This window comes from Marinicella sediminis (genome assembly GCF_002000055.1).
In the GTDB taxonomy this organism is placed as follows: Bacteria; Pseudomonadota; Gammaproteobacteria; order Xanthomonadales; family Marinicellaceae; genus Marinicella; species Marinicella sediminis.
This window is the reverse complement of sequence record NZ_MVBD01000004.1, coordinates 189,779-210,193: the sequence shown is the minus strand read 5'-3', so window position 1 is coordinate 210,193 and position 20,415 is coordinate 189,779. Positions and strand designations below refer to the sequence as shown.

Below are 20,415 nucleotides of genomic sequence, written 5' to 3'. Positions count from 1 at the left end.
GTGGTTGCAAATAGTCGATGAAGTCCTGTGGTCATTAAGATAAAATGGCCCCACTATACTTTGATAATAACAGCGCCGCAAATGAAGACTGACTTGAGTGGGTCGTTGCAGACCGTAATTGCCCGAATTGAACAGGCCGTACAGCAGGCCGCTGCGGCAACCACCCCGCGGTTGCTGGCGGTCAGCAAAAAACAACCGGTTGAGCGTTTGCAGTCCTTGTACGGGCTGGGGCAAAGGCATTTCGGCGAAAGTTATGTGCAGGAAGCATTGGCTAAAATGGCTCAGTTTGGCTCAGCAGAAATTGTCTGGCACTTCATTGGTCCGGTGCAATCCAATAAAACCAAACAGTTGGCGGCTCATTTTGATTGGGTGCAATCTGTCGACCGAATGAAAATACTGCGCCGGTTGAATGATCAGCGGCCGGCAGACTTACCGCCTTTGAATGTGTTGCTGCAATTAAAAGTCGGTGATGAAGACAGTAAGTCAGGTGCACAGGTTGCCGATGTGTTATCCATGGCCGACGCAGCGAAGGGCATGTCACGGATCAAACTGCGGGGGTTGATGTGCATTCCACCACCCAGTGACCAGTTGGCCACACAACGGGCCTATTTTAACCAGGCGCATCAATTGTTTGATTCAATGCGTCAAAAATATCCCGATATGGATACTTTATCTATGGGCATGAGTGGTGACCTGGAGGCTGCCATTATGGAAGGGTCGACCATGGTCAGGATTGGTACCGACTTAATGGGTCGGCGGGATTGAGTTCAGAATACCGTCCAGTTCATTTTCCACCAGTCCAGAAATTCATCAAAATCAATCTGCTCATTGTGATCGACATCAATGGTTTCAAAACCTCGTTTGGCGTTGTCTTCGCTGGCTTCGGGGGCCAGTACTTTCAATAATTGGCAAAACTCATCGAGGTCGATCAGTCCGCTGTTGTCCTTATCAAAAAAGTCAAAATGATCTTTGATTTCTGCAATCTCTTCTTGGCTCAGTTGTGTCATGGTGATCCTGTGTTTATTCGCAAACCTGCTACCCATTGGTCAATCTAAGTTATGGTCGGGCGATCAGTATTTGTTGAAGGTCAGCACCTGATGATCGATTGTCAGATATCTGGTGCCATGCGCTATAAGGCGCTATTATAGGGCTTTCGTTTATTCAAATAAACATTTTTTCAGGCTTGTGGTAAAATCCCGCCACTTTTTTACGAGAACTCATCATGGGCTTTAAATGTGGTATTGTCGGCTTACCAAATGTCGGTAAATCAACCTTATTCAATGCACTCACCAAAGCAGAAATTGCTGCCGAGAACTACCCTTTTTGTACCATCGATCCCAATGTGGGTATTGTGGAAGTGCCTGATCCGCGGTTGCAGGAGTTGGCCGCCATCGTACAACCCCAAAAAACAATTCCCACCACCATGGAGTTTGTTGACATTGCAGGGTTGGTGGCAGGGGCATCTAAAGGTGAGGGGCTTGGCAACCAGTTTTTGTCTCACATCAGGGAGACGGATGCCATTGCCCATGTGGCCAGGTGTTTTGAAAATGAAGACGTGATTCACGTTGACGGCCAGATCAACCCGTTGTCAGACATTGAAACAATCAACACCGAACTGGCGCTGGCTGATCTGGAGTCAGCAGAAAAGTCTTTACTCAGAACACAGAAAAAGACCCGTTCAGGTGATAAAGAGGCCGTCAAAAGGGCAGCCATTTTGCAGCAAGTGGTGGACCATCTGTCAGATGGCAATGCCCTGCGTACCCTGGAATTGGAAAAAGAAGACTGGCAGGTCATCAAAGAATTTAATTTCATCACAGCCAAACCCATGATGTACATTGCCAATGTCGATGAACAAGGCTTTGAAAACAACCCGCTGTTGGATCAATTGACAGGGTTTGCCGAACAAGAAGGAGCTCTTGTGGTGCCTGTGTGTGCTGCCATTGAAGCTGAAATTGCCTTATTGGATGAGGCTGATAAAGCCGATTTTTTGTCAGAAATGGGCCTGAGCGAAGCCGGTTTGAACCGGGTTATCAGGGCCGGTTATGAATTATTGGGCCTGCAAACTTACTTCACCGCCGGAGAAAAAGAAGTGCGTGCCTGGACAGTGGTCAAGGGTGCTTCAGCGCCTCAGGCCGCAGGGGTCATTCACACTGATTTTGAGAAAGGCTTCATTCGTGCCGAAACCATGGCATTCGATGATTTCATTGCCCATCAGGGTGAGTCAGGTTGTAAAGAAGCCGGTAAACTGCGCCTGGAAGGCAAGGAGTACATCGTGAAAGAAGGTGACGTTTTGCATTTCAGGTTCAACGTCTGAAAACACCGCGGCCAACCTGCTTTCAACAGAGAATGCCGCGGTATCGCTAAGCTGTTTAATGGTTTATCATTAATCGTCAAATGAAGTGATCAAGATGACGTCGTCGCTGATCTTAACCACAGAGCTGAAGCTGGTATAGTAGACATTGCCGGCTTCATCTTCACCAAATCCAGTGATGTTGGTGGGCAAGTCATCCAGTACTTCAAAGCCACTCCAGTTGCCGCCACCGGCGTCCACGCTCCAGAAAATTTCACCGGTACAAAAGTCACCATACAGATAGGTGCCCTGCCAACTGGCGTCAGGGCCTCGGTAAACATACCCGCCGATGACAGAACATCGCCCCGAACTGATGTAATCAATCACCGGATCAACCACTGCGGTGCCGATGGGGCAATCGTGATTGGTGGTGCCGGCTCCTGGTGTGGCAATGAACCCTTCACGGCACACCCAGCCATAATTTTCTCCACCGGTGGAATTGCCCGGTTGGTAATTGACTTCCTCACGGGCGCCCTGACCAACATCACCGGACAGCAAGTCTCCAGTGTCCCGGTCAAAACTCCAGCGGTAAGGGTTGCGTAAACCCCAGGCCCAAATTTCACCACAATCATTGTTTGCATCGCTGAATGGGTTGCTGGCCGGGATGCCGTAATTGGCACCTTCTCCGCAAGCATCTGAAACATTAACCCCAGGGTTGTCTATGTCAATCCTGAGCATGGCGCCGAGCAAAGCACGGGAGTCCGGGTTACCTCCCTGATTGAGGAATGCCTGATCGACTGCGCAGCTGGATGGGTTGGTACTGGCGATGTCGTCAGGGTCAATGGTCTGGCCCCGGTTGCATGGATCGTCGCCACTGCCGCCATCACCCAGTCCGATGTATAAAAAGCCATCAGCGGGGCCAAAGTGGATGTCTCCACCATTGTGGTTGCTGAAATCCTGATCGACGCTGATGATTTTTGACGCGCTGTTTTGATCAGCCACATCTGGATCAGAACTGACGTTGTACCTGGCCACAATCGAATCACCACTGGTGTTCGTATAGTAAACATAGAACAGTCCATTGAGGCTGTAATTTGGATGAAAGGCCAGGCCCAAAAGCCCCTGTTCATTACCGCCACTGACCAGGCTGCTGATGTTGAGAAACGGGGTAGGCAGTGTGCTGCCATCCTTGATGATTCTGATGAAGCCGTTTTGTTCCACCACAAACAGCCGGCCGGATCCATCACCAGCATGGCGAACTGCGACGGCGGCAGAAAATCCTGATTGGGTGGTTTCATAAACCACTTCAAGGGGTGGTAAGGGGTTCCCGGCCATTGCCGGATGATGCGTAAAGCTGCCAATCAGCAGCACGGTTGTTGTCAGAATTTTTGAGACAGCCTTCATAGGGTTACCTGTTTATTTGATGCGTTTTACTTTAACACTCCGGTTTCCGTCCCCCTTCAGTTGCCATGAGCCAAACATGGCAGGTTCAATGGTAATCACCTGCGGTCCGTCAGATTGTAAAAAGATCGACCCTGTAGACTGCCGCTTCCAAATCTGTCCGTTGTCTAATTCATAAAAAGTGTTGCCTAATTTGTCCTCATACATTTTTTCAAGCCGGGCTCTGATGGTTTTGCGATCACCTTCAGCCCGCCTGGCTTCAAACCCTGCGTTGCGCTGTCTGATTTCCCGGTCAATGGTGGTTTGTTGATTGTCGAACCATTGTTGCAGGGCTTCCAACTCAGAGGCCGAAAGCTTGTTGATACCAGTGACTTCTTTTTCTTCATCAGTCATGTCTTTCATGTTTGGTGACTTGGCCTGAACCATAAATACCAGTAACAACATCATCAATACAGACAGCTTTTTCATCATTGTTTTTCCGAAATTAGTAAAGCTGACAAATATACAACAATCTTGCCTGAAAAATGAGCCAAAATTGGTGTTCTTGTCACAAAAAAAAGCATTTTTTATTTAATTATTACCCCTCATAACAAAGTTTTAACACGACTAATTAAAAAACAAGTAAAATTCCATCAAAAGCCCCAAAACCCAAAAAAAACGTAACTCAATATCAGCTTAGGTACAACAGAAATGAATCAAATTTACCATAATGCAGGCAAAGCACTTTTATTCAGTGGTTTGTTAATGCTGACGCCACCGGTGTTTGCCGTCAGTCTATCCATGAATAATTCGGACCCTGTAGGGCTCTCAGATGACGTCAACCTGGATACCATAGGTGACACTTTTGAGCTCAAGATAGAGGAGCCGATCTTGTGTCATACCACCCTGTCTTCGTTGCCAACCAATGAAATCATTGCCAATGTGGTGAATCCCAACAACGGCGGTAAACAGGTCCCTTTGTTGAGTAATGTCAGATATGGCATCCTTTCGCAGTTACTCAGTGTGGAAATCAATAACCCCAAAAGCGCTTGTGTGACAGAATCAAAAATCAGCTACGGTGATGTGATCTGGCGTGATGATTTCACCAGTTTTGATTTATCCTACACCAACCTGCCCAGCCAAATAGTTCGCGGTCAGGATGTTGATTATTCAATCCATTATGAAAACAAATATGATTTCCCTGTCAAAGTAGAGCTGATTGAGTATGCTTCTGAAATTTCGCTGCAAAATGCGGCATTTTTTGAAGCCCCCAGTATCTGGGAGTGTGTGAATCACAATGGTTCAACGGTCATTTGTGATGAGGACAATGTGCCTAATGTGGTGTCCAATATGAATCTGGCGCAAGGTACCAGCGCGCAGATTGATGTGACCAGAACAGTGGATTCCCGTTCGGATTTTGGTGAAAATGTACAGCTGATGGCTGTGGCATTTGTGATCGATGAGTCCGATGACATCATTGATACCTATGTGGTGAATCACACGGCACAAGTTGTTGAAAATTCAGCGCCAAGCATCAATTGGCTGAATCAGCCATCGGTTAGTTTTACAGAAGATGAAACCCAACCACTTAGCCTGACCTTCATCATTGATGATCAGACCGGTGCAAGGGTTGATGTGCCTTATCTGCAACAGGCGATTTCTGCCGCCAATAACAAAGTACAGATCAGCAACATCGTGGTCTTTGAAAATCAATTTGATAATTATGAAGTGACTTTTGATGTGTTACCAGCACCAGATGCTTTCACCACTCAAGGTAACACTGAGCAAATCAATATCATCATCGAAGACCAGTTTGGTGAATTCTCAAATCCATTGTCAACTGATGTTGACATTACTCCGGTCAATGATGCACCCTCATTTTCAGTGACCTGTGATCACATTGTCCTTAACCCAACGCCAAGACAAGGTGAACAGGCCGTGAGCTGTGCTTCACAAATCAATTCAGGCAGAGCCAACTGGGAATACTCAGATTGGTTACAGAATCCAACGGCCGGACCTGGTGAAGATGATCAGTCAATGTTTTATTCATTTTTGAACGTCAGTGATCCAAATCAGATCCTTGACCAGCAATTCATTGTCAATATTTCACCCAATATGCTGTTGGATGATTTACTTATCCTGACCAACCCAGGTGCCTCAGGCCTGGCCACATTTGAGCTGCAAGCCATGGATAACGGCGGACTGCAGGGCAATGGTTGCAATGACACGCAAGTGGGTGATGGTTGTGATACGTTCCTCTACGGCCAAACACTGACCGTTGAATTACTGCCATCGACTTATCTGATCAGTGGTATGGTCAATGATTTGAACCCTCAGGATGCGATATTTGTACGCCTGTATGATAATTCCGGAGCCAGTCCGGTGTTCTTAAGAAATCTGCCTGTTAATGGCAATGCGCAGGGTGGCCCGGAGGGCTTCACTTTTGATCAGGACCCATTGTTGGACGGCTTTGAGTATCACCTGGAAACCCTCGGTGGAGATTGTGAGTTTGATGATGGTCAGGGTGTGAGAACGCTTGATTTTCAAGGCACGATCAATGGTGCTGATGTCAGTGACATACTGATTTTCTGTAATGTGCCGTAACTGACATTGAGCAATGCATGAAAAAAGCAGTCAATTTGGCTGCTTTTTTTTTCAGTTGAATATGCGTTTAAAGGCTGGGTGATTGAGTACCTGATCAATGGAATCGGGTGGTGATGGGATAAATAAGCAATCAGTCAGGGAATTGAAAAAGGGCTGAACATGGCTGATGAACCTTTGATGACGTTTTGAGTGGCTGTGTCCAACGGCTAATAAGCTCTTGGGTTGTGCACACGCCAGGCATTCATTCATCATGTTGATGCTGTCTGTTGTGACAAACAGTTTTTTTGCGGAACGAAGTAAATCAGTGTAAGGGTTTGTACCATCAGCCGGACTGAACCAGGCGGCATCACTGTTCTGCATTTGTCGCTTGATTGAGTCAACGTATTCAGCGGGCAGTCTGGGGGAGGCACAAAAGAACATGGGGGCATTGGGGTAGGCGTGCCTGATGTGTTGAATCTCGCTGGCAAATCCAGTATGCCAGTATGTCACACCCGGATCACCCAACAAGATGGCCAGGTACCGATTGAATTGATCGTCAGCAGCTGATTCTTTCTGATGCCAGCTTTGTGTGTAAGGGTGTATACTGCCTCTGAAAGAGATGACATTGTCGCCACTGTATTCATCGTGCTCAGGAACCAGCAGTAAGTCATACTGATCCGACTTGTCTTTGGGGTTAAGTATTTGGATGTGTTGGCAATGGTGGCCCCTGGAGCGCAACAGACGACTCATCCATTTTCCCACAGCCGCAGCCCTTCTGCCGGTGGTGATGATCAGCTCAGGTAGAGTGCTCTTGGTGTCAGGTGGCCGTTGGGACCACTGAATGCCATGCTCGAAGAATGGCAATACCCGTGGTGTCAGGGCCAGCCACGGTTGGTTGAGCTTGAAAGCATGGCAAACCACCTGGTGACTGACTGCTTGAGCCAGGGTCATGCTTTGAATTTCATGGCCCGTTCTGCCATCAGACAAGACCCAGCATAGATTTACTTTATTCAACAGGTTTCACGGTTTATAATATCTCCCCCATTATAGAGACCTGATGATGGTCTGCATAGGCCTGGTCACAGTGTGCTGGCGATTGCACCATACCGGAGATGGGTTCGAACGATCTGTCAGTCTATTTTATTGAACTAAGCATACAGGATTTAACATGAATGAAAAAGCGGCCAACACACAAAAAGTGTATCATGTGAAACAAAGTGACCTGCCCATCTCATGCCCAACCAAAGAGATGGCCATCTGGAACTCACACCCCAAGGTTTATTTGCCCATAGAGAAAACCGGTGAAGCGGTTTGTGAATACTGTGGTGCCAAATTCATTTTAGATACACCATAAACCACAACCTGCCAGATGAATGACCATGGTGTCTTCGCTGGTCATGTTGCATGAATCCTGCCAACCCTGATAGCAAGCCTCCCGTTGCCGGACTCACTGTGGTTCAGGTGGTGCCTCGCTTACATGTGGGTGGGGTCGAACGAGGCACGATTGAATTTGCCAACCATTTATTGCAAAACGGACATCGTCCGGTGGTCATTTCCGCTGGTGGTCAAATGGTTGAGCAATTGAACCTGGCTGGGATCGAACACATTCAAATGGATGTTGCCAGCAAATCTGTAATGATGTTCTTCAAATCAGCGAAGCTGCGTCAAATCCTGGAACAGTTAAAGCCCGATGTGGTACATGCCCGTTCCAGGGTGCCGGCATGGATGTGTCATCTGGCGATCAGGAAAATGACTCATAAACCCTTGTTCATAACCACCTTACATGGTCTGCACTCTGTCAACCGGTATTCGGCCATCATGGCTTCCAGTGATCAGGTCATCGCAGTGTCCGAAACAGCCCGCAGTTATTTACAGGAAAACTATCAGCGCCACCTCAAAGCAGATCCGGTGGTCATCTATCGGGGCATCAGCGAGGCCTTTAACCCAAACCATAAAATCCCTGCAGAATGGTTACGGCAATGGCAGCGCAAGCATCCGCACATTCAATCCTGCAGGAAAGTTCTCCTTCCAGGCCGGTTAACCAGGTTGAAAGGACTGGAAAACCTGTTGCCGTGGTTGCAGCAAGCGCCAGCTGATGTGGTTCTGTTGCTGACTGCTGAACCTGAAGATTCTGGTTATGCCGGTGAAATGATCAGGCGATTGGAACAATTGCAGTTAACTGAGCGGGTGTGTTGGCTGGGGGTGGAACGTGATATGCCCAGTCTTTATCAATGCGTTGATCTGGTGGTTTCGGTGAATAACAAGCCGGAAAGCTTTGGTCGCACCGTACTTGAAGCCCTCAGCATGGGTGTGCCGGTGGTTGGCTTTGCCATGGGCGGGGTGCAGGAAGTGATGGCTCAGTTGTTCCCTGAAGGATTGGTGCCGGCCGGTAACATCAGTGCCCTGACCGACAGCATCAATCAATTGCTTGATCAGCCTTCTGAGGTCAAGTCACACAGTCCATTTTCCAATCAACGCATGTTCACAGAAACCGTCAGTCTGTACCATCAGTTACTGGAACAAAGGTGTGAATAGAGCCACAGCAAACCAATGGCAGGAGCGTTGTTTGGTCACGCTTTATGTGTCCATTATTGCCTTGCTGCCGTTTGGCAGATTGGCTGAGTTGCCGCTGTTGGTCCTCGCCGGTTGGGGGCTGGTGATATTGGTCAGACAGGGCAGTGACATTTTCAAACCCCGGCACATCCGCTTATTCACCCAGGTGTTTGCCGGTATGATGTTGATGACCACGGTGGCATCGCTGGATTCACTGTGGCCCGAAAAAAGCTGGCTGATCACCCTGGGACAGGTGCGGTTTTATTTGGCAGGTTTGGTGTTGTTATCTCACCCCCGTTGTGTCGATTTATGCCGCCAAATCCTGAAGGTGATGGCTGTATTGATGTTGTGTTGGTGTGTGGATGCCGCAGTACAGGCCATCTGGGGGCGTAATCTATTGGGCCTGACATCTTATCCGGGTCGTTTGAGCGGGTTGTTTGGTCACAATGTCAAACTGGGGCCGGTACTGGCCTTGTTTTTGCCTCTGGTTTTGGTATGGGTAAAACCCAGGAATGCCTGGTTGAGATGGCTGGTGATTATTTGGTTACTCATCATTGTGGTGCTCAGTGGTACCCGCTCAGCCTGGTTGATGGCGGCATTTGTGATGTTGATATTCTGGTGGCATCATGTCAGGGGCAGGCGCTTGCTGCTATTGGGTAAGTCTTTGTTGTTGCTGGTTATTGGTGGCGTGTTATTGTGGCAGTTTTCCGCTGATTTTCAACAACGCATTGAACGCTCAATGCAACTCATGACCGGCGAGCGGCAGGCCATTGATTTTGCCCTTGCAGATCGCCTTCCCATCTGGCAAACAGCTGTGAATATGTACCTTGAACATCCACTCAACGGTGTTGGACCGCGGGCTTTCAGACAAGCCTATGAACGTCATGCGAGCGCAGATGACGTGTGGGTGGCTCAGCACGGCAAAGCCTTGCATGCCCATCATTGGGTGCTTGAAATCATGGCTGAAACAGGTACCATAGGGTTGTTGGTTATGGCCTGGATGGTGTGGTTATTGTTCAATGCCTGCCGGCAGCGGTTCCGGGACCCCTTGATCTGGCCATTTGGGGTGGCTTTGATGGCGGCATTACTGCCGGTGGTGTCACTGTACTCTTTGTTTTCTTCTTTTTGGTCAATTTGTTTGTGGTGGATGTTGATGATGCTGTGCGGCGGTTTAAAAAATGAATAAAGTCAGTGCGGTGGTGACGTGTTTTAATTCGGCGAAAACCATTGTTAAATGTCTGGAAAGTTTACAATGGGCTGAAGAAATCGTGGTACTGGATTCGTTCAGCGAAGATGATACCGTGGCATTGGTAAAACAGCATCCCAAGGTTAAATTCCACCAACAATCCTTCAAAGGTTTTTCTGAGCAAAAACAAGATGCCATCAACCTGGCAACGCATGATTGGGTGATGTTATTGGATGCTGATGAATGCCTGACTCCTGCTTCAGTTAAAAAAATGCAACGATGGAAAACCCGGGAACCAAAAGCCGATGGCTATAATTTGCCACGGATTGAATGGGTTTTCTGGCACTGGGCACATCCGTGGGTGAAGCGAAATGAGTTCATTCGCTTGTTTAACCGAACAAAAGCCCACATGAGCCGGGATTTGGTGCATGAATCCATTCAGGTTGATGGAGTGGTGCGCAAACTATATGCCCCATTCAAACATTACGGTGAAACTTCTATTCAGGTGAAACTGGAGAAAATCAATCGCTATTCTGCATTGGCAGCTCAGCAAAAATTTGATCGGGGAAAACGCTGCAGTCCGTTTCGACTGTTTCTCTATCCGGTGTTCTATTTTTTTCGTCAATACATCATCAAAAGACAAGTTTTTAATGGTGTGGCCGGGGTGATCAATGCCACCTTAAACAGCTATTATGCTTATCTGAAATATGCCAGGTTGTATGAGCTACAGCAGAAGAAAGACTGATTTACAGGTGGCCTTGGCGCGCTTTCTGGCCAAGCGGTCGACGGCTTTCAGGTGGCGCCTCGGAAAACTGATTGGTTGGTTGTTTTTTGTTCTGCCCAACAGCCGTAAACGCATTGCCAGGATTAATATCAAACTGTGTTTTCCACAACTAAGTGCCACTGAAAGGAAACAGTTGTTGAAGCGCAACCTGCAAAGCACGGGTCTTGGGGTGATGGAAATGGTTTCTGCCTTGTGGGCAGATCATAAAGCGGTGGAGAAAAGCTTCACAATCAGTGGTTTGGAGCAACTGGAAGCGACTTTGAACAAAGGCAGGGGCTGCTTGCTGCTCAGTTGTCACACCACCTCCATTGAGTGGGGGATCCGTGGGTTAAACGCTGTGTTGCACAACCAGGCTTTGCCGGTAGGACATATGCTGGCCCGGCAACACAATAACAAATTACTGGAAGCTCATCTGGAACAGGCCAGGTTGGCTTTTGTGGATAAACTGATCGATAAAAAGAACATCCGCAGTCTGTTGGCCTCAGTTCAATCCGGTCATCCAGTGTATTATGCCCCAGACCAGAATTTTTCCTACCAGGTGCGTTTCAGTGACTTTTTTGGAGTCCCTGCGGCCACCACCACAGGTACCCATAAACTGGCATCCAGGGGCGTGCCGGTGATTCCCTGGTTTTGTTTTAGAACAAGTGTTGGTCAATGGCACATTGAGGTGTTGCCCGAATGGGTCGAGCTGGGCCAGATGGATGAGCAAGTTGCGGCACAGGCAATCAACCAATTATTTGAACAACAAATCAACCGTTACCCAGATCAATACCTGTGGGTGCACCGCAGATTCAAAAATCAACCCAAGGGCCAGCATAGTCCCTATTGAATGGTCTGATTATTTCCAACTACAGGCGGCGATGACTCCGATCAATGCACAGTGAATCTTGGTGCCGTATTTGGTGGTGAAGGTTTTACTGATGGTGATTTTATCAAAAAACTTTTCAATGTGCCCTTCAATGCCATCTGGGTAAAAACGCATTTGGATGGTGGGTTGGTCAACGGATTCATCAAGGAAAGGGATGTCATTCAGCCAGTTTTCAATTTCTTGTTGAGGGATGTAAAAATTTTTAGCAGGGCCGCTGCGGGCCTGAAAATCAGCTGATATGGCCACTGATGTACGTTTGCTGGCCATCAGCAGGATGTCGCCACTGGTGAGTTTGTTGTGGGTGTTTGGTTCAGCAGCTTCAGGTTGTTTGGCTTCGGCCCGTTCAGCTGAGGGATTAGATGGCAGTGATGCTGAGGTGATCTGCGACTGAGGCTGAGGCTTTTGACGATTGGCTGGTGCAACTGATTGAGTTGGAGGTGGTTTGCTTGCAGTTTTGGGGGTGATTGATGGCTCAACAGGTTTAGGTTTTGGCTGTTCTGTGTCCTGAACCGGATTGCTGGTTTGTGGAGTGATTGTCAGTTCCAAAACAGGAAGCAGTGGCTCCTGGTATGCGATCCACGGCTTAGGTAAGGCAAGCAGTGACACCAGGATGACAACAGGTATCACCGCATGTTTTAACCAGTGAGTCAGGAATGGCTGGTGTTGCCAGAGGGTATTGGCAGGATTATGCTCCAATGAAGTGTCGGTCAAAGTCTGAGATAGCCCATTATATAAGTGGCTTGTTAAGGCAAAGTAAAGACGATGTTAGCAGGTCATGATTCAACATCATTTGTTGGCTGCCGAACCAGCCCAAAACACCAGTGGGTGTCGCCGCTTACAAACGGATGTTAAAAAATTTAAATACCACCCAGGCAGGTCCGATCAGCAAAAATTGCAAATCCTGGAAAAAAGATGGTTTTTTGCCTTCGATGTGGTGGCCGATGAATTGTCCAATCCAGGCCAAAACAAACACCACAACAGCTATCCAAAGCAAGGGTAAACCCATTGATTCCAACCCGTAATTGATGGCCAGGCAGGCAAGGGTAAACAGCAACATGGTGGCAAACACTTTGATGCTTTTGAGTAAGTAATACAACATCAGTAAACTGGTCATGACGATTGCAGCATTGATGACCAGTGGGAGTTTCAGGGTCCACAAGGCAGCCGAAATAGACCAGAAAATCAAAGGTACGCAGACATAGTGGATGAGCTGATTGGTGCGGTTGAGGTGAGATTTGTGGTACTCAGTCATCAACTGCTTCATGCTGTCAGAATGTCTGTCCGGTGATGCGTTTGTAGGCTTCATGGTATTTCTCCGCAGTTTTGGCGATCAACTCAGCCGGCACCTTGGGTCCCGGTGGTTGTTTATTCCAGTCCAGTGTTTCCAGGTAGTCGCGGATGAATTGTTTGTCATAACTTTCCGGACTGGTGCCTGTCTGATAAGTGGACGCATTCCAAAATCTGGAAGAATCGGGGGTTAATACCTCGTCCATCAGCACCAGTTGGTCATCTTCATCCAGACCAAACTCAAACTTGGTGTCAGCAATGATGATACCATTTTCCCGGGCATGCCGGCTGGCTTTTTCGTAGATCTCAATGGAAACTGCTTGCAATTGATCAGCCCGTTCGAGGCCAATGAGGTCGACCAGCTGGCTGAATGAAATGTTTTCATCATGATCACCAACCGCTGCCTTTGACGAAGGAGTGAAGATTGGTTTTTCCAGTTGATCGGCTTGTTTCAGGTTGGGCGGCAAGGCAATGCCGCAAACTGAACCGGTGGCCTGGTAATCTTTCCAGCCAGAGCCAATGATGTAGCCGCGAACGATGGCCTCGCAAGGCAGTGCTTTGAGTTTCTTGACCACCACTGCACGCCTTTGCAGATCCAGGTCTGCATCAGGAATGACTTGTGTCACTGGAATTTCAGTGAGGTGATTCTTTATAATGGGCGCCATCATATCAAACCAGAAATTTGAAATCTGCGTCAGCAATGCGCCTTTTTCAGGAATGCTGTCAGGTAACACCACATCGAATGCGCTGAGCCGGTCGCTGGCAACCATCAGCAAGTGTTTTTCATCGACCTCGTAGACATCCCTGACTTTGCCTTGATGAATTTTTGGTAATTGAATCTGCATGAGGTGCCCGCATATAGAAAACGGGTATTTTAACGATGGTCAGGAAGCGAAGCAATCATTAGTATGGGCATAATTATAGGAAGCATCATTGGATTTAAACTGGGTGGTTGGCTTGGCATGTTGGTTTGCGCCTGGTTGGGTCATTCCATTGAACAGCGAATCACTGGTAACAGCCCGGGTGAAAACAAGCGCATCACTCAACAGCGTTTTTTCAATGCCTTGTTCCTGAGCATGGGTAAACTGGCCAAAGTGGATGGCCGGGTTTCACCGGTTGAAATTGAACGCACCGAAGGCATCATGCAGCACATGCAACTGACCGCAGAAATGCGACAGCAGGCGATTAATCTCTTCAATAAAGGCAAACAGTCAGGGTACCGCATTGAGCAGGCGTTGAGCCAGTTCGGTAAGGCCGCCCGGCGTTCATTGTCACTGAAGCAGATATTTTTGGAAATGTTGATTGATGTGGCAGAAGCCGATGGTCAGATTTCTCAGCCTGAATATGATTTACTGGCGGAAGTTTGTCAGCAGATTGGTTATCCATTGCCCTTGTTACAGGCCATGTTGAAAATGCGCAGTGCCAGAACCACCGGCGGATATCAACACAACCCAAATAACAAACAAAACCAACAACAACGCCACTCCAGGAACCAACAGGCTCCTTATAACCCTTTTCAGGTGTTGGGGGTCTCCCAGGAAGACAATAAGACGACCATCAGACGGGCTTACAAACGACTCATGAGTCAACATCACCCAGATAAGCTGGTTTCCAAAGGGTTGCCACCTGAAATGATGAAAGTGGCGGAAGAAAAAGCCAAACAAGTTCAGCTAGCCTGGGAGCGGGTGAAGGAATTAAAAGGCTGGTGATGTTGACATCCTGAACACTCAATGACAAACTTTACTGCTTTAGATAACCCCCATTCACCCATGTCTCAGTTCATCATTGCACCATCCATTCTGTCTGCTGATTTCGCCCGCCTGGGTGAGGAAACCCTCAATGTTCTAAAGGCTGGTGCCGACTGGGTACACTTTGATGTGATGGATAACCACTACGTGCCCAATCTGACGATTGGTCCGTTGGTTCTGGAAGCTTTGAGGAATCATGGAATCACTGCCCCCATTGACGTCCATCTGATGGTCAAGCCGGTGGATCGGATCATAGGTGATTTCGTCAAAGCCGGGGCCAGTATCATCACTTTTCACCCGGAAGCTACTGAACACGTTGACCGTTCGCTTGCACTGATCAAAGAGTCAGGATGTCAGGCTGGACTGGTGCTGAATCCGGCGACTCCAGTGCATTGGCTTGAACATGTGATGGATAAACTTGATGTGGTATTGCTGATGAGTGTTAATCCAGGATTTGGGGGGCAAAAGTTCATACCTCAGACCCTGGAGAAAATCAAACAAGTCCGACAATTGATTGATCAATCAGGTCGTGATATCAGGTTGGAAGTGGATGGCGGAGTTAAAGTCAGCAACATCGCAGAAATTGCCAGGGCCGGTGCCGATACATTCGTGGCAGGCTCAGCGATCTTCAATACCGATGATTATCAGCATACCATCACAGAAATGCGGCAAATGATTCAGCAGGAATTCAGCGAAATGGTCTAAAATGGTGTAATGAGAACACTTTTAATCCTGATTGTAATGTTTGGAATGACCACCACTGCACTGGCCAAGGGCGAGGTCAGTCTCAATGATGCGGTGAATCAGGCCAAAGCTGATGGTCAGGTACTCACTGCCAAAACAATCAATGGACGTCATGAAATCAAAGTTTTGACACCATCCGGTAAAGTCAGGACCATCACCCGGGATGCCCTGCAGAACAGCAAAAATGATCGTCAAAGGACTGCGCGGTTATTGCCTGATTCACAACAAAACAACAGTGCCAGTGAACGCATGCGTCAATCGCGTTCTTCCCATGAGCGACGAATCAATCAACGCAGCAGTCAACGTACAGCTTCACGTCAGGTTGACCGGACGAATAGCAGCAGTGCCGGCAGAAACAAACAATCCAAATCAAAAAAAGATAAATAAAACATGCGCGTATTGTTAATCGAGGACGATGAGAACCTCAGAAACACCCTGATTAAAAGGTTTGAAGAAACAGGTTATGTGGTTGATGCAGCCGATAATGGAGAAGATGGTCTGTATAAGGGGCGTGAGTACCCGGCAGATGTGGCTGTCATCGATTTGGGTTTGCCACGAATATCTGGTATGGAAGTCATCCAGACCCTGCGTCAGGATGGTGTGGAATTTCCGATCATTGTTTTGACCGCCAGGGGGTCCTGGCAGGATAAAGTCATGGGTTTGGATGCCGGCGCCGATGACTACCTGGTTAAGCCATTTCATTTTCCTGAATTGCTTGCCAGGGTCAATGCATTGGTCAGGCGGGCCAGCGGTAACACCACGCCAGAAATTGCCTGTGGGGCCCTGAGTATGAACATGAGCACCCAGGAAGTCAGGTTAGATGGTCATGATCTTGATCTGACATCCTATGAATACAAAGTGCTCGAATACCTGTTGCATCATCAGAATGAAGTGATCTCTAAAACCACCCTGACTGAACACATCTATCATCAGGACTACGATCGGGACAGTAACGTCATTGAAGTTTTTGTCGGTCGTCTGAGAAAGAAACTGGCCACCATAGATCCTGACACCAAATACATCGAAACATTGCGGGGCAGAGGATACCGCATGAAGTCAAAAGACTGATTGATGACCACCGTGACCCAAAAAGTCTCACTGACTAAGCGGGTCATGATAACGTCAAGTGTGGCTTTATTGGTCGCATTGGCGGTCATAGGGCTGGTCATGGATCAGGCCTTTAAGGAAAAAACCCTGCATTTGGTCAAAGAGCGGCTGGAAAGTTATGTCATTGCCATTGTGTCAAACACCAGTATTGAGCAGGGTGAACTGGTATTTCCTGATAATTACCCAACCCCGCGAATGAACCAGCCCGGTTCAGGCATGTACGCCCAAATCACCACTGCAGAGCAACAATGGAACTCACCTTCGGTACTGGGCCAGGATCTGCCTGAAGTCATTCCTGTTGCCCTCAATGAACGCTTGTTCGATGCTCCCCTGGAATTTCAGGGAGAACGTTTGTTTCGCATGCGGCAAGGTTTTGAATTTGTGGGCGACAATGGCTCAACCAGACTGACCATCACCATCACTGAACACGCCGGTAACTTTTACAGAGAACTGGCTGAGTTTGAAGAAACCTTGCTGACCTGGTTGATTGCCATCAGTGCCGTTTTGGTCAGTATTCAATGGGTCATCATGTATTGGTCAACCAAGCCACTGAAAAGATTGATGGCTGATTTACTGAGATTAGAAAAAGGCGATGAGTTGATCTTTTCGGAGAACTACCCCTCAGAGCTTCGCGGCTTGACCACCAGTCTCAATCGGTTGATTGAAAATGAACGCAGTAATTTATCCAGACAACGCAGAACACTGGGAGATTTGGCCCATTCTCTGAAAACGCCCCTGGCGGTGATTCATGCCGAATTGGATAATTCACCAGTGGATCGTGAGATCATTCAACAACAAGTAATGAACATGAATGAAATTGTGGCTTATCAACTGAAAAGAGCAGCTGTGGCAGGTCATCGGACCTTTGTCACCGGAGTGCCTGTCATTGATGTGTTGGATAAGATTCTCAAATCCCTGGAAAAAGTACATCATCAGCGCCACATTCAGGTCACCACACAAATAGCTCCAGGAGCCGAATTCTATGGTGAACAAGGGGATTTGTTTGAAGTGTTGGGTAACCTGTTGGAAAATGCATTTAAATGGTGTGATCAACACATTGATGTGTTGATCAAGACCCTTTACATGGAAGGCAGAAAAAGGACCGGAATCACCATAGAAATAGGTGATGATGGACCTGGTATTCCAGCCGATAAGCGTGATGACCTGCTTAAACGGGGTGTCAGGGGGGATGAACAAGTCAAAGGACATGGCATCGGCCTGTCAATTGTGACAGACATCGTAGAATCTTATCAGGGTCAACTCGAGATCAGTCAACACCCTACATTGCAGGGTGCGTGTTTTAAAATCATTTTACCGCCTTAATTAACATGAAAAAATTATTGGATGTCATGCGTCAGCTGCGTGATCCTGAAACCGGTTGTCCCTGGGATATCAAGCAAACCTTTTCAACCATTGCACCATACACCATAGAAGAGGCCTATGAGGTCGCGGATGCCATCGATAACAATGACATGCATGACTTGCGTTCAGAATTGGGCGATTTGCTGTTCCAGGTGGTTTTTCATGCTCAGCTGGCTGATGAGGGCGGACATTTTAACTTTGCAGATGTGGCAGAGGCTGTTGCAGACAAAATGATAAACCGGCATCCTCATGTATTCAGCCCGAATGCGAAGAAGCTGACAGCCGAGCAACAAACCCAGGCCTGGGAAGCTGCAAAAAGCAAAGACAAGGACAGTGTACTGGATGGTATTGCAGGGAACCTGCCTGAATTGCTTAAAGCGGTTAAGTTAACCCGTTATGCGGCAGTGACCGGATTTGACTGGCCTGACATCAATCCGGTTTTTGAGAAGTTAAATGAAGAAACCAATGAATTACAGGAAGCCATTGAATTAGGAGATGAAGGTCACATCGAAGAGGAATTGGGAGATCTTTTGTTCGTCTGTGCTAACCTGGCCAGACACCTGAATGTCGATCCCTCGGCGGCGTTACGAAAAGCCAATAAGAAGTTTGAAAAAAGATTCAGATGGGTGGAACAAAGAGCCAAACAAACAGAACCGCAAAAAAAAACCTTTGACCTGAAAGTTCTGGACGAACTATGGAATCAGGCCAAAGGCGAACTAAAAAATCACGACGGTTAGTCACTCACCTAAAGTGTGTGCGTGTGTGTGTAAGGTAAGTTACCAACACAAAGTGATGTTCTTATAATGAGCTTACGTAAAATATCGTCGCTCTGTTTCGTTATTATTTACTCCCTCTTCACTGAACCGTCACAAGTTCATGACCTGTGACGTATTCATTAAAGCCAATAGTCAGGTGGCCGACGTTTTTAGTAAGTGTGTGTAGTGTGTGTCGTAAAAACATCAGCCAACTTGACATTCAGTTGTACCGCTTCATTGTGGTGTTTGTCCACAGTTCAGCACTTGTCCATTGAGGTAGACTTGTACAGTGTTAATGTCGATGGATTGCTGTCCATCATTTACTGTGCCTGAAGCCAGATTGCTGGAACAATCGAGGTTCAGAATCAGTTGCGTTGTTTGGTTGTCGCCCTGGTCAAACAATGTGTAACCACCGGTACCTTCGTCAGATGCCGGACGTCCACCGGTACCTTCGTCAGATGCCGGGCTACCGCCAGTGCCTTCGTCGGATGCCGGACGTCCGCCAGTACCCTCATCAGATGCCGGACTACCGCCGGTTCCTTCATCAGAAGCCAGCTTGCCTCCAGTGCCTTCATCAGAAGCTTCTTTGCCGCCGGTACCTTCATCAGAGGCTTCCGTTGAATCAATCAGTGAGCTCTGAGCAATCAGTTGAAGTTGATTACCAACAATCAAGCCTTCAACAAAAACCGCCTGAGTGCCTTCACTGTAAATACCTTTGACATATTCCTGGTCATGACTGAATAAGCGAAGCTCACCTGCCATCGCCATGGGCGCCATCAGCATCAGCATGAAGCCCATTGTCATCAGTCGTGTCAATGATCTGCTGATGCCAGTACCTTCCGTTTCTGCCCGTTGAGTGATGCCGGTGCCTTCAGTTTCTGCAAAATTCATGCGTGTGCTCCAAATATGTTTTTATAGTTGTTCGTCAAAATAGAAAAAGCCAAAGCCAATGCGGGTGGTGTTTTTGGGAACTGTGATTGACTCATAATTCCGTTCGATGGCTTCAAATTCAGGAATGAATGTATTGTGATAGTGATGTCGCATCATTTCGGTAATCTCAGCCCTGAACTGTGCTTTGTTTTCATTGGGGATCTTGATGGAAAACAGATTGCGTTGAAAGTTGGCATCTTCTTGATGTTCAAAATTATGCGCTATGGTGGTGGTCAGTCGTTTGATGGAATTGGCTGCCACTTCAATTTTGGTGGGGTTGGCTGCACTTTGTGGAGTGAATGATCGATTGATTAAATGCACTTTACCATCCATGATTTCAACACAGTTAGATTCCAGCAATGCTTCCAGTATGGGTCCATGACTGATGTTTTTACCAAACTTTTGGGTCAATGTTTCAAATGACAGGCCCTTGCCACTTCTTTTCAGCGGAACAGGTTTTCCTTTGGTGGTACAAAAAGGTGGGTGTGAATACCAGTGATCCAATATGTTTGACTCTCTGGAACGATTTTGTTCAACCCATTCAATTTCACTCGCCTGGCCTTTTAAAATGCGGGATACTTCCCGTCGGTCCAGACCTGTTTGATAAGCAATGGAAGAAATTTTCCCGCGGCTGTTCTCACTGGTTTCAAGAATGTATTTCTCGGCCTCTTCAACAAATAAACCACGCACCAGATTTTGAAATGAATTGAATTCCACTTTTTGTTTAATCAATATGCGTATCAGTGGTCGCAGACAGGTCTTGATAAAGCCCAGCCAGTAAACATCAAATGACAAGCTGGTAGATTTTGTTACTTCATTGCTCATATGGATTCCTCAT

23 protein-coding genes are annotated in these 20,415 nt (G+C 47.5%); 14 read left to right on the top strand and 9 right to left on the bottom strand.

All coding sequences use genetic code 11. The features are described 5' to 3' along the window. Window positions 1–81 precede the first annotated feature (81 nt). The gene (locus B0475_RS07355) at window positions 82–765 is read left to right on the top strand and encodes a YggS family pyridoxal phosphate-dependent enzyme (RefSeq protein ID WP_077411160.1); all 684 of its coding nucleotides are present in this window, start codon (window positions 82–84) and stop codon (window positions 763–765) included. 2 nt (window positions 766–767) lie between these two features. On the opposite strand, the gene B0475_RS07350 is transcribed toward B0475_RS07355, so the two are convergent. Continuing rightward, on the bottom strand, window positions 768–1,007 hold the full coding sequence (locus tag B0475_RS07350; protein WP_077411293.1) for an EF-hand domain-containing protein: 240 nt from the start codon (window positions 1,005–1,007) through the stop codon (window positions 768–770). A 215-nt stretch (window positions 1,008–1,222) separates the two neighbouring features. On the opposite strand from B0475_RS07350, the gene ychF reads away from it, so the two are divergent. Then, window positions 1,223–2,314 carry a redox-regulated ATPase YchF gene (gene ychF / locus B0475_RS07345; RefSeq protein ID WP_077411159.1) on the top strand — a complete coding sequence of 364 codons (1,092 nt, stop codon included), beginning with the start codon at window positions 1,223–1,225 and terminating at the stop codon, window positions 2,312–2,314. Between the two features lie 69 nt (window positions 2,315–2,383). Here ychF and B0475_RS07340 read toward each other — a convergent pair whose 3' ends face one another. Further along, on the bottom strand, window positions 2,384–3,694 hold the full coding sequence (locus B0475_RS07340) for a PQQ-dependent sugar dehydrogenase (RefSeq protein WP_157892774.1): 1,311 nt from the start codon (window positions 3,692–3,694) through the stop codon (window positions 2,384–2,386). 12 nt (window positions 3,695–3,706) lie between these two features. Further along, entirely contained in the window at window positions 3,707–4,162 is a 456-nt protein-coding gene (locus tag B0475_RS07335) for a hypothetical protein (RefSeq protein ID WP_077411158.1), read from the bottom strand. A 219-nt stretch (window positions 4,163–4,381) separates the two neighbouring features. Between B0475_RS07335 and B0475_RS07330 the strand changes: the two genes are divergently transcribed. Next, window positions 4,382–6,274 carry a hypothetical protein gene (locus B0475_RS07330; RefSeq protein WP_077411157.1) on the top strand — a complete coding sequence of 631 codons (1,893 nt, stop codon included), beginning with the start codon at window positions 4,382–4,384 and terminating at the stop codon, window positions 6,272–6,274. Between the two features lie 51 nt (window positions 6,275–6,325). Here the strand turns inward: B0475_RS07330 and B0475_RS07325 are convergent, their stop codons facing one another. Next, window positions 6,326–7,267 (bottom strand): ELM1/GtrOC1 family putative glycosyltransferase, encoded by a 942-nt coding sequence (locus B0475_RS07325; RefSeq protein ID WP_157892773.1) that lies wholly within the window; start codon window positions 7,265–7,267, stop codon window positions 6,326–6,328. A gap of 154 nt (window positions 7,268–7,421) precedes the next feature. Between B0475_RS07325 and B0475_RS07320 the strand changes: the two genes are divergently transcribed. From B0475_RS07320 to B0475_RS07300, 5 genes are read left to right on the top strand one after another with little or no spacing between them, the layout of a single operon-like run. Further along, window positions 7,422–7,607 carry a zinc-finger domain-containing protein gene (locus B0475_RS07320; protein WP_077411155.1) on the top strand — a complete coding sequence of 62 codons (186 nt, stop codon included), beginning with the start codon at window positions 7,422–7,424 and terminating at the stop codon, window positions 7,605–7,607. Window positions 7,608–7,657: 50 nt separating this feature from the next. After that, the gene (locus B0475_RS07315; protein ID WP_077411154.1) at window positions 7,658–8,788 is read left to right on the top strand and encodes a glycosyltransferase; all 1,131 of its coding nucleotides are present in this window, start codon (window positions 7,658–7,660) and stop codon (window positions 8,786–8,788) included. Continuing rightward, window positions 8,781–9,992, top strand: coding sequence for an O-antigen ligase family protein (locus B0475_RS07310; RefSeq protein WP_157892772.1), 1,212 nt, complete (start codon window positions 8,781–8,783; stop codon window positions 9,990–9,992). The genes B0475_RS07315 and B0475_RS07310 overlap by 8 nt, the downstream gene beginning before the upstream one ends. Further along, window positions 9,985–10,737, top strand: coding sequence for a glycosyltransferase family 2 protein (locus B0475_RS07305; protein WP_077411152.1), 753 nt, complete (start codon window positions 9,985–9,987; stop codon window positions 10,735–10,737). The genes B0475_RS07310 and B0475_RS07305 overlap by 8 nt, the downstream gene beginning before the upstream one ends. Beyond that, on the top strand, window positions 10,712–11,605 hold the full coding sequence (locus B0475_RS07300; RefSeq protein WP_157892771.1) for a lysophospholipid acyltransferase family protein: 894 nt from the start codon (window positions 10,712–10,714) through the stop codon (window positions 11,603–11,605). The genes B0475_RS07305 and B0475_RS07300 overlap by 26 nt, the downstream gene beginning before the upstream one ends. A gap of 9 nt (window positions 11,606–11,614) precedes the next feature. Here the strand turns inward: B0475_RS07300 and B0475_RS07295 are convergent, their stop codons facing one another. The 3 genes from B0475_RS07295 to B0475_RS07285 form a co-directional block, all read right to left on the bottom strand. Next, window positions 11,615–12,340, bottom strand: a complete 726-nt coding sequence (locus tag B0475_RS07295; RefSeq protein ID WP_157892770.1) for a hypothetical protein — start codon at window positions 12,338–12,340, stop codon at window positions 11,615–11,617. 139 nt (window positions 12,341–12,479) lie between these two features. Further along, window positions 12,480–12,908, bottom strand: coding sequence for an Mpo1 family 2-hydroxy fatty acid dioxygenase (locus B0475_RS07290; RefSeq protein ID WP_269799120.1), 429 nt, complete (start codon window positions 12,906–12,908; stop codon window positions 12,480–12,482). A 4-nt stretch (window positions 12,909–12,912) separates the two neighbouring features. Then, a complete protein-coding gene (locus B0475_RS07285; RefSeq protein WP_077411148.1) occupies window positions 12,913–13,776 on the bottom strand; it encodes a phosphoribosylaminoimidazolesuccinocarboxamide synthase in 864 nt (287 codons plus the stop codon). 63 nt (window positions 13,777–13,839) lie between these two features. Here B0475_RS07285 and djlA point away from each other — a divergent pair, with 63 nt between their 5' ends. Genes djlA through mazG form a run of 6 tightly spaced genes read left to right on the top strand, consistent with a single transcriptional unit; the run spans window position 13,840 to window position 18,629 of the window. Beyond that, complete coding sequence (gene djlA / locus B0475_RS07280) at window positions 13,840–14,640, top strand: co-chaperone DjlA (protein ID WP_077411147.1); 801 nt, start codon at window positions 13,840–13,842, stop codon at window positions 14,638–14,640. A 60-nt stretch (window positions 14,641–14,700) separates the two neighbouring features. Beyond that, a complete protein-coding gene (rpe, locus tag B0475_RS07275) occupies window positions 14,701–15,384 on the top strand; it encodes a ribulose-phosphate 3-epimerase (RefSeq protein WP_077411146.1) in 684 nt (227 codons plus the stop codon). 36 nt (window positions 15,385–15,420) lie between these two features. Continuing rightward, the gene (locus B0475_RS07270) at window positions 15,421–15,810 is read left to right on the top strand and encodes a hypothetical protein (protein WP_077411145.1); all 390 of its coding nucleotides are present in this window, start codon (window positions 15,421–15,423) and stop codon (window positions 15,808–15,810) included. A 3-nt stretch (window positions 15,811–15,813) separates the two neighbouring features. Continuing rightward, the gene (locus tag B0475_RS07265; RefSeq protein WP_077411144.1) at window positions 15,814–16,491 is read left to right on the top strand and encodes a response regulator transcription factor; all 678 of its coding nucleotides are present in this window, start codon (window positions 15,814–15,816) and stop codon (window positions 16,489–16,491) included. 3 nt (window positions 16,492–16,494) lie between these two features. Then, a complete protein-coding gene (locus tag B0475_RS07260; protein WP_077411143.1) occupies window positions 16,495–17,853 on the top strand; it encodes an ATP-binding protein in 1,359 nt (452 codons plus the stop codon). 5 nt (window positions 17,854–17,858) lie between these two features. Continuing rightward, window positions 17,859–18,629 carry a nucleoside triphosphate pyrophosphohydrolase gene (gene mazG, locus B0475_RS07255; protein ID WP_077411142.1) on the top strand — a complete coding sequence of 257 codons (771 nt, stop codon included), beginning with the start codon at window positions 17,859–17,861 and terminating at the stop codon, window positions 18,627–18,629. 252 nt (window positions 18,630–18,881) lie between these two features. Here the strand turns inward: mazG and B0475_RS07250 are convergent, their stop codons facing one another. After that, complete coding sequence (locus tag B0475_RS07250) at window positions 18,882–19,538, bottom strand: hypothetical protein (protein ID WP_077411141.1); 657 nt, start codon at window positions 19,536–19,538, stop codon at window positions 18,882–18,884. 21 nt (window positions 19,539–19,559) lie between these two features. Beyond that, window positions 19,560–20,402, bottom strand: a complete 843-nt coding sequence (locus tag B0475_RS07245) for a DUF6502 family protein (protein ID WP_077411140.1) — start codon at window positions 20,400–20,402, stop codon at window positions 19,560–19,562. Between the last annotated feature and the right edge of the window lie 13 nt (window positions 20,403–20,415).